The following is a 7549-nucleotide window of genomic DNA, read 5'->3' as shown; positions in this document are numbered from 1 at the left end:
AGAGGTCACACCCGTTCCCATGCCGAACACGGAAGTTAAGCTCTTCAGCGCCGATGGTAGTTGGGGGCTCTCCCCCTGCAAGAGTAGGACGACGCTAGGCAAGAGAGAAGTCAGAGCATAGAGCTCTGGCTTTTTTGTTTTGTCTGAATGCGGGGTTGAGTTATCAGGGGTTCCTGAAAAGTGGTTTCGCGGATATATTCTCAGAATCGCGGATAAATGCCCGGGTTTCGCGGATATAAATCGAAAAGCGCAGATATATCATGATTATCGCGGATAAAATGAAAATTTCGCGGATATCGCCCCGATTCCCGCCCCCAAAAGCTTTTATCTGAATGTGCTTTTAACAAATCAAAAGTTACAAACAACGCTTCGCTGATAAAAAAAGCACTTTTCCATCCCAATCAACCTCCATTACACCACTACACCAATCCTCATTTGTTATTTTTCATCTCTTTTACCTTAAGACAGACACGGGATAGGCAGGTGTAACATATCCTTAGAAAGGAACCTTATATTCCTGCTGAGAAATGATAACTGTCATGTATATCTAACATACAATTGGGCAAAGCTTTTATCATGGAGGTGGGACGATGGAGAATTCGGTGAGACAGAGTAAGGGAGAAATCTGTCTTGTTTGTGAGGAAACGCGTTTAAAAGGGATTCATATTTGTGAGCGTTTTATTTGTTATGATTGTGAGAGAAAAGTTATTGAAACCGATACAAGTCATGCAAATTATCAGTACTACTTAGAAAAACTACGTAAATTACGACTCAGTCGTTTAGCATAAGGGGATAGCTGAAAAAGCTGTCTTTTTTTTGTTTATAAAACTGATACATACCCGCGTTATCCCTCTACCTTTACTTCTCGTCTTTGCTAGATAATGATAGAATAATAGTATATGGGTAACGATATTTTTATAGATAGAAGTGGGATAGATGAGAGACCAAAACAGAGTACCACTACTAGAAGCACTATCAGTTTGGAGCAAGAGGGATCCAATATCTTATCATGTGCCAGGTCACAAAAATGGTGCGATCATTCCAGCTATGGAACAGGCAGAAGAAGTATTTAAGCATGTGATGGCGATTGATGCAACGGAGCTTACTGGGCTTGATGATTTGCATGATGCATATGGAGTGATAAAGGAAGCTGAGGAGTTAGCTTCTGAACTATACGGCAGCGCACAAACTAGATTTTTAGTTGGCGGTTCAACAGCAGGAAATCTAGCGATGATGATGGCGGTATGTCAGCAGGGTGACACTGTATTCATTCAAAAAAACTGTCACAAGTCTATAATAAATGGACTGAGGTTAACAAAAGCAAAGCCTGTCTTTATTTCACCGGAAATGGAACATAGGAGTCAGGTTGCGACTGGGATTACGGTTGAAAGTCTTAAAGAGGCGATAAGAATGTACCCAGAGGCACGTACACTAGTGCTAACAAACCCTAATTATTATGGAATGTCGATTGAAATAGAGAATGTGATTGCGCTCGCTCATGAGCATCATCTTACAGTAATTGTAGATGAAGCGCACGGAGCCCATTTTGGAAAGTCTAGCTATTTTCCAAAGAGTTCGATCGCACATGGTGCGGACCTTGTTGTCCATTCTGCTCACAAGACCCTTCCTGCGATGACGATGGGAGCGTACTTGCATGTTGTGAATGAAGACTACCGTTCGAAGGTAAACGATTATTTGCAAATCCTTCAGTCTAGCAGTCCATCTTATCCGATTATGGCTTCACTTGATTTAGCTAGATATTACCTTTCGTCCTTAACTCATGAACAGTTAACACAGATTGTTTCTGAAATCGATTGGTTTAAGGAAAGTCTAAATCGTATAGATGGTGTTACTGTAATCGATCATGCTACTTCATCAGTCAGTACGATTGACCCGTTGAAAGTAACGGTTCAAGTGAAGGGGTTATCAGGCTTTCAATTAGCTGATAAGTTAGAACAAGAATCTATTTTTCCAGAGCTAGCAGATTCGTTAAACGTTCTCCTCGTTTTACCACTTGCGCCAAAACAAGAAAATTATAAGAAGACGATTCAAGTATTCAAGGAAATCGCATTAAAATCTCGAACGAACCCTGTGATTTCCTACAATATAGAAATAGATAAAGAAATCTCGACTCCTGCTTATTCTTTTGAAGAATTGGAGAAAATGAGCAAACGAGAGATCGAAGTGAAGGATGCCATAGAAAAAATTTCTGCAAAAGCAGTCATTCCATATCCCCCAGGGATTCCGGTCGTTATGCCTGGTGAACGTTTTACAAGTAAACATGTGAAGTTCCTTCTGAATGTTTTATCCGAAGGTGGTCATGTCCAGGGGATGATGGGGAATACTATAACGATTGCACTAGAAGAGGAGTAAAGCATTGAAAGGTTTATTTATAACGTTTGAAGGTCCTGATGGAGCAGGGAAATCGACACAGGTCCAAAAGCTTGCCGAGTATTTAAGTGAGGAAAACATCCCTTTTATTCATACAAGAGAGCCAGGAGGAACAGCGATCAGTGATAAGATCCGATCGCTCATTCTAAATCCTGAGCATGCCGAAATGGTTGATGAAACAGAGGTATTATTGTATGCCGCTTCTCGATCTCAGCATGTAAACGAAAAAATCATTCCAGCACTAGAGGAAGGTTATGTTGTGTTATGTGATCGTTTTGTTGATGCATCGATCGCCTATCAAGGTGTTGGCCTTGGTTTGGATGTCGAATCGATCAAGATGATCAACGAATTTGCGACAGGGGGGTTAACCCCAGATCGAAGTTACATGATCGATCTTCCAGTAGCAATAGGGAAAGAGCGTATGGTTGCTAGGAATCAACTCGATCGTATCGAACAAAAAGGCACAGAATATCATGAAAGAGTCCGTGGTGCTTTTCTAGAACTTTACGACCGGAATCAAGAGAGAATCACTCTTGTTGATGGCGATAACGAAGCGAATGAGATTTTTCAGGTGATAAAAGAGGATTTTATAGCGCTTTGGGATAACTATTTTAGTAACAAAAAATAACGAGGTGCATGCTCGCCGCCGAGGAGGGATACTCATGAAATTAGTGATGGCAGTCGTACAGGATAAAGATAGTAATCGTTTATCTAATGCCCTGGTTGACCATAATTTTCAGGCGACCAAGCTTGCGACGACCGGTGGATTTTTACGAGCAGGTAATACGACGTTCCTTATAGGAACTGAGGACCACAGGGTGCAAAAGCTTCTTGATATTATTAAGGACAATTGTCAGAGCAGGGATCAAATGGTGGCACCTGTATCACCTATGGGTGGAAATGCTGATTCTTATGTGCCATACCCAGTTGAAGTATCGGTTGGAGGCGCGACTGTTTTCGTGTTACCTGTAGAAGCGTTCCACCACTTCTAAAATGTGTTTGGAATGAGTGATTGAAAATGACGGATTGGAAGCAATTAGAAGAGCGACAGCCAACTGTCGTGCGGATGGTTATGAATAGTTTCAAGAAAGATAGGCTCTCTCATGCGTATTTATTCGATGGTGGAGCTGGCACTGGCAAAAAGGATATTGCCGTGCACATGGCAAAAACCTACTTTTGCCAAGAGAGAGATGGTATCGCCCCTTGCCAAACATGTAAAGATTGTAAACGAGTCGATTCTGGAAATCATCCAGATCTTCATCTGGTAGAGCCAGATGGTCAATCGATTAAAATAGATCAAATACGTAAGCTTCAAAAAGAATTCTCTTATTTAGGTGTAGAATCGAATAAGAAAGTTTATATCCTTAACCATTCAGATAAAATGACGACGCAGGCTGCTAATAGCTTGCTAAAATTTCTAGAAGAACCTGGTAAAATGACGATGGCTATCCTTTTAACGGAACAAAAGCAGCATATTCTTCCAACGATTTACTCGAGGTGTCAAGTGCTGACGTTTCGACCTTTATCGGTTAGTAATATCGAAAAAGAACTAGTAAATGAAGGAATCACGTCACAGTTAGCGAAACTAGCGTCACAATTAACGAACGATAAGGGAAAAGCGAAGGAACTTGCGACCGATGACTGGTTTGCACAGGCAAGAGCGATAGTGATACAATTGACTGAAGAGTTGAAGGAACGGCCTCATCAGGTTTTTCTTACGATCCATGATAAATGGCTCGCGCATTTTAAAGAGAAATCGCAGCAAGACATGGGGCTAAACCTTATGCTGTTTTGGTACAAAGATTTGATGAAGATACAGTTGCAAGATGAGCGGATTGTCTATGCAGATTATAAAGATAAGCTCGAACGTTATGCCCTTCAATTCCCAAGGAAGAGAATAAGCGAGCATATGATGGCGATACTTGATGCCAAAAGACGTCTGAGCGCCAATACGAACCCGCAGTTTGTAATGGAACAGTTAGTGCTCAGGTTACGGGAGGGATAAGTTTGTGTATGAAGTAGTCGGGGTACGCTTTAAAAAAGCGGGAAAGATCTATTACTTTGACCCGAATAACCTCCAGGTCTCTAACAAAGAATTCGTAATTGTAGAGACAGCACGCGGAGTCGAGTTCGGAAAAGTAGTAATTGCAAATAAGAAAGTTGACGAAGAAGACGTAGTTCTTCCGTTAAAGAAAGTGATACGCATCGCTGATGAGAAAGATCGTTTAGCGGTTGAAGATAATAAGAGCGCAGCAGAAGAAGCATTTGAAGTATGCGGTGCGAAAATTGAAGAATATAAGCTCGATATGAAGCTTGTTGATGTAGAATATACATTCGATCGCAACAAGATCATTTTCTATTTCACAGCCGATGGAAGAGTAGACTTTCGTGATTTAGTTAAAGGTTTAGCTTCAATCTTTAGAACGCGAATCGAACTTCGCCAAATCGGTGTCCGAGATGAGGCGAAGATGCTTGGCGGTATCGGCCCTTGTGGCAGAATGCTATGCTGTTCGACTTGGTTAGGGGATTTCGAGCCTGTGTCGATCAAGATGGCGAAAGATCAAAACCTCTCATTGAATCCAGCAAAAATATCTGGACTATGTGGACGCTTGATGTGCTGCTTAAAATATGAGAACGATGCTTATGAATCAGGCAAAAAAGAACTTCCTGACGTTGGGAAAACGATCAACACAGGTCAGGGTAAAGGTAAGGTTGTAGGGTTAAATATACTCGAACGCCTTGTACAGGTGGAACTTTTCGAATTAAATCGTGTGACAGAATATACATTAGATGAATTAATACAAGACGGCGCAGTGTCTACGCAAGCCACAGAGTGATTGAGGTGGAACGGAAGTGGAGAAAAAAGAAGTTTTTTCACGAGTAAGCTCAATGGAGGAACAGATTGGTGACTTATATAAACAACTTGGCGATTTAAAAGCACATCTAGCAGCGATGTTAGAAGAAAATCACCATCTCGAAATTGAGAATCACCACTTGCGAGAGCGGTTGGAGCAAACTTCTGAGCCTAGAGGTAAGTCTTCTGGCAGGAAGAAGCGCGGAAAGCCTGAAGTTGGTGAGGGATATGATAACCTTGCCCGGTTGTACCAAGAAGGCTTTCATATTTGCAACCTTCACTACGGGAGTATTCGGACGGAAGGCGATTGCCTTTTCTGTCTATCGTTCTTAAATAAAAAGTAGTGGTACGGTCTTTCCTTTTGTGGAAAGACCTTTTTTTAGACGTTATTTATCACTAATGAGTTAGGAGAACACGATGATGAAATTAAACGAAGATGAACGTTTGGATTATATCGTAGAGAACGAACTCAGTATTATTCAAAGTCCAAACGTGTTTTCATTTTCACTCGATGCCATCCTGCTTGCTAATTTTGCATGGGTACCTATTACACGTGGCAAAACAGCTGACCTTTGTTCAGGAAATGGAATTATTCCGCTGTTGTTATCTAGGAAAAGCAAAGTAGCGATCGACGGGTTGGAAATACAAGAGAGACTGTATGACATGGGGAAACGGAGCGTTGCACTAAATGAATTAAGCGATCAGATCACGCTTTATAATGGAGATTTGAAAGAGCTTCCGGTAGAAATGAAGCGCGAATCTTATGATGCGGTGACGTGCAATCCTCCTTATTTTAAAAGTAAGAAAACAGAGCAACGTAATTTGAATGAACATTTAACGATCGCAAGACATGAGGTGTTATGTACGCTTGATGATGTGATTCAGGCGTGCAGCAGTCTTGTAAAACAAGGCGGGAAAGTATCCATTGTACATCGCCCAGAACGACTGTTGGATATTATGACAGTGATGAGGAAGTATAGAATTGAACCTAAACGGATGCAGCTCGTCTATCCAAAAGCGAATAAAGAGGCAAATGTTCTTTTAATAGAAGGAATAAAGGATGGAAAGCCTGATTTAAAAGTACTTCCTCCGTTTGTCGTTTACGAAGACAATGGCAACTATACGAACGAAATGAAAGCATTATATAATGAGTTGTAAGCATATCGTTTATATATTGAGATGCAAAGACGATAGTTTTTATACTGGGTATACAACAGACTTAGCTCATCGAATATCGCAGCATGAGAGTGGGAAGGGTGCAAAGTATACGCGTGGAAGAGGACCGTTATCACTTGTCTATCATGCCACATACGATACGAAGCGCAAGGCACTTCAAGAAGAATATCGCATTAAACAATTAACCCGAGCTCAGAAAATGTCTTTGATTGAAAAGGAAGTGTACGAGCATGTGGAGTCAACAGAGTTACAAGGAAAGCGAAACAGGTAAGTTATATCTCGTCCCAACGCCTATTGGGAATCTAGATGATATGACGTTTCGGGCGGTGAAGATTCTAAAAGAAGTAGATCTGATCGCTGCAGAAGATACGAGGCAATCGAGAAAATTAACGAATCACTTCGAGATCGAGACGACGCTTACGAGTTACCACGAACATAATAAGGATACGAGCGGTCAAAAGTTAATAGAGAAACTACGGGACGGCCAAAACATTGCCTTAGTCAGTGATGCAGGTATGCCGGCTATTTCAGATCCTGGTTATGAACTTGTCTGTGCGTGTGTGGAGGAAGAGATCCCTGTTATCCCATTGCCAGGTGCGAACGCAGCAACGACAGCATTGATCGCATCAGGATTAGAGACGCAGCATTTCTATTATTATGGCTTTCTTTCTAGACAGAAAAAGGAAAGAAAAAGCGAGCTTGAGCAGTTAGCACGTATTACCTCACCAATCTTATTCTATGAGGCACCTCATCGTTTAAAAGAAATGATCAAGGCGATCTTAGAGGTTCTTGGAAATCGAAAAATCGTTATTGCAAGAGAACTTTCCAAACGATATGAAGAGTTTGTCAGAGGCACAGCGGAAGAAGTATTAGAATGGTGTGAGGATTCGAATGTTAGAGGCGAGTTCTGTGTGATTGTAGACGGTGGATCTGGTGAAGATGTTAAGGAAGAAGCATGGTGGGAAGGCTATTCGTTAGAAGAACATGTAACACACTATATTAATGAAGGAACAAAGAGTAAAGAGGCGATAAAGCTAGTTTCAAAGGACCGAAACATTCCAAAACGAGACGTTTATCAAGCTTATCATGTCGATTAAAACTCTATATCAAAATAAAAGCTCCTGCATC

At 41.3% G+C, this 7549-nt stretch carries 10 protein-coding genes and 1 rRNA gene; all 11 read left to right on the top strand.

Annotated features, from left to right (window positions below; translation table 11 throughout):
• Nucleotides 1-100: ribosomal RNA gene (rrf, locus tag ACXAHI_RS20565) — 5S ribosomal RNA — on the top strand; the annotation flags it as partial.
• Nucleotides 101-590: 490 nt separating this feature from the next.
• A complete protein-coding gene (locus tag ACXAHI_RS20560) occupies nucleotides 591-788 on the top strand; it encodes a sigma factor G inhibitor Gin (protein ID WP_270182925.1) in 198 nt (65 codons plus the stop codon).
• 148 nt (nucleotides 789-936) lie between these two features.
• Nucleotides 937-2373 (top strand): aminotransferase class I/II-fold pyridoxal phosphate-dependent enzyme, encoded by a 1437-nt coding sequence (locus ACXAHI_RS20555; RefSeq protein WP_474850915.1) that lies wholly within the window; start codon nucleotides 937-939, stop codon nucleotides 2371-2373.
• Nucleotides 2374-2377: 4 nt separating this feature from the next.
• On the top strand, nucleotides 2378-3019 hold the full coding sequence (tmk, locus tag ACXAHI_RS20550) for a dTMP kinase (RefSeq protein WP_474850913.1): 642 nt from the start codon (nucleotides 2378-2380) through the stop codon (nucleotides 3017-3019).
• Nucleotides 3020-3053: 34 nt separating this feature from the next.
• On the top strand, nucleotides 3054-3383 hold the full coding sequence (locus ACXAHI_RS20545; protein ID WP_224885500.1) for a cyclic-di-AMP receptor: 330 nt from the start codon (nucleotides 3054-3056) through the stop codon (nucleotides 3381-3383).
• A gap of 26 nt (nucleotides 3384-3409) precedes the next feature.
• Nucleotides 3410-4396 (top strand): DNA polymerase III subunit delta', encoded by a 987-nt coding sequence (gene holB / locus ACXAHI_RS20540; protein ID WP_474850911.1) that lies wholly within the window; start codon nucleotides 3410-3412, stop codon nucleotides 4394-4396.
• A gap of 4 nt (nucleotides 4397-4400) precedes the next feature.
• A complete protein-coding gene (locus tag ACXAHI_RS20535) occupies nucleotides 4401-5228 on the top strand; it encodes a PSP1 domain-containing protein (RefSeq protein ID WP_270182921.1) in 828 nt (275 codons plus the stop codon).
• Between the two features lie 16 nt (nucleotides 5229-5244).
• Complete coding sequence (gene yabA, locus ACXAHI_RS20530) at nucleotides 5245-5589, top strand: DNA replication initiation control protein YabA (protein ID WP_270182920.1); 345 nt, start codon at nucleotides 5245-5247, stop codon at nucleotides 5587-5589.
• A 76-nt stretch (nucleotides 5590-5665) separates the two neighbouring features.
• Nucleotides 5666-6403: a tRNA1(Val) (adenine(37)-N6)-methyltransferase gene (locus tag ACXAHI_RS20525; RefSeq protein ID WP_474850921.1), complete on the top strand. Its 738-nt coding sequence runs from the start codon at nucleotides 5666-5668 to the stop codon at nucleotides 6401-6403.
• Nucleotides 6393-6692 (top strand): GIY-YIG nuclease family protein, encoded by a 300-nt coding sequence (locus tag ACXAHI_RS20520; RefSeq protein ID WP_474850909.1) that lies wholly within the window; start codon nucleotides 6393-6395, stop codon nucleotides 6690-6692. The genes ACXAHI_RS20525 and ACXAHI_RS20520 overlap by 11 nt, the downstream gene beginning before the upstream one ends.
• Nucleotides 6652-7518, top strand: coding sequence for a 16S rRNA (cytidine(1402)-2'-O)-methyltransferase (gene rsmI / locus ACXAHI_RS20515; protein WP_474850907.1), 867 nt, complete (start codon nucleotides 6652-6654; stop codon nucleotides 7516-7518). The genes ACXAHI_RS20520 and rsmI overlap by 41 nt, the downstream gene beginning before the upstream one ends.
• Nucleotides 7519-7549: the final 31 nt, after the last annotated feature.

It is taken from the genome of Anaerobacillus sp. ABD4_527 (assembly GCF_056160805.1).
Note: the sequence above shows the minus strand (reverse complement) of the source record. Positions and strands in the feature narration are given on the sequence as shown.

Bases quoted from the DNA above. Each gene is read 5' to 3' on its own strand.
- ACXAHI_RS20560 (WP_270182925.1), top strand. From the start codon at position 591: ATGGAGAATTCGGTGAGACAGAGTAAGGGAGAAATCTGTCTTGTTTGT.
- ACXAHI_RS20555 (WP_474850915.1), top strand. From the start codon at position 937: ATGAGAGACCAAAACAGAGTACCACTACTAGAAGCACTATCAGTTTGG.
- ACXAHI_RS20545 (WP_224885500.1), top strand. From the start codon at position 3,054: ATGAAATTAGTGATGGCAGTCGTACAGGATAAAGATAGTAATCGTTTA.
- holB (WP_474850911.1), top strand. From the start codon at position 3,410: ATGACGGATTGGAAGCAATTAGAAGAGCGACAGCCAACTGTCGTGCGG.
- ACXAHI_RS20525 (WP_474850921.1), top strand. From the start codon at position 5,666: ATGAAATTAAACGAAGATGAACGTTTGGATTATATCGTAGAGAACGAA.
- ACXAHI_RS20520 (WP_474850909.1), top strand. From the start codon at position 6,393: ATGAGTTGTAAGCATATCGTTTATATATTGAGATGCAAAGACGATAGT.
- rsmI (WP_474850907.1), top strand. From the start codon at position 6,652: ATGTGGAGTCAACAGAGTTACAAGGAAAGCGAAACAGGTAAGTTATAT.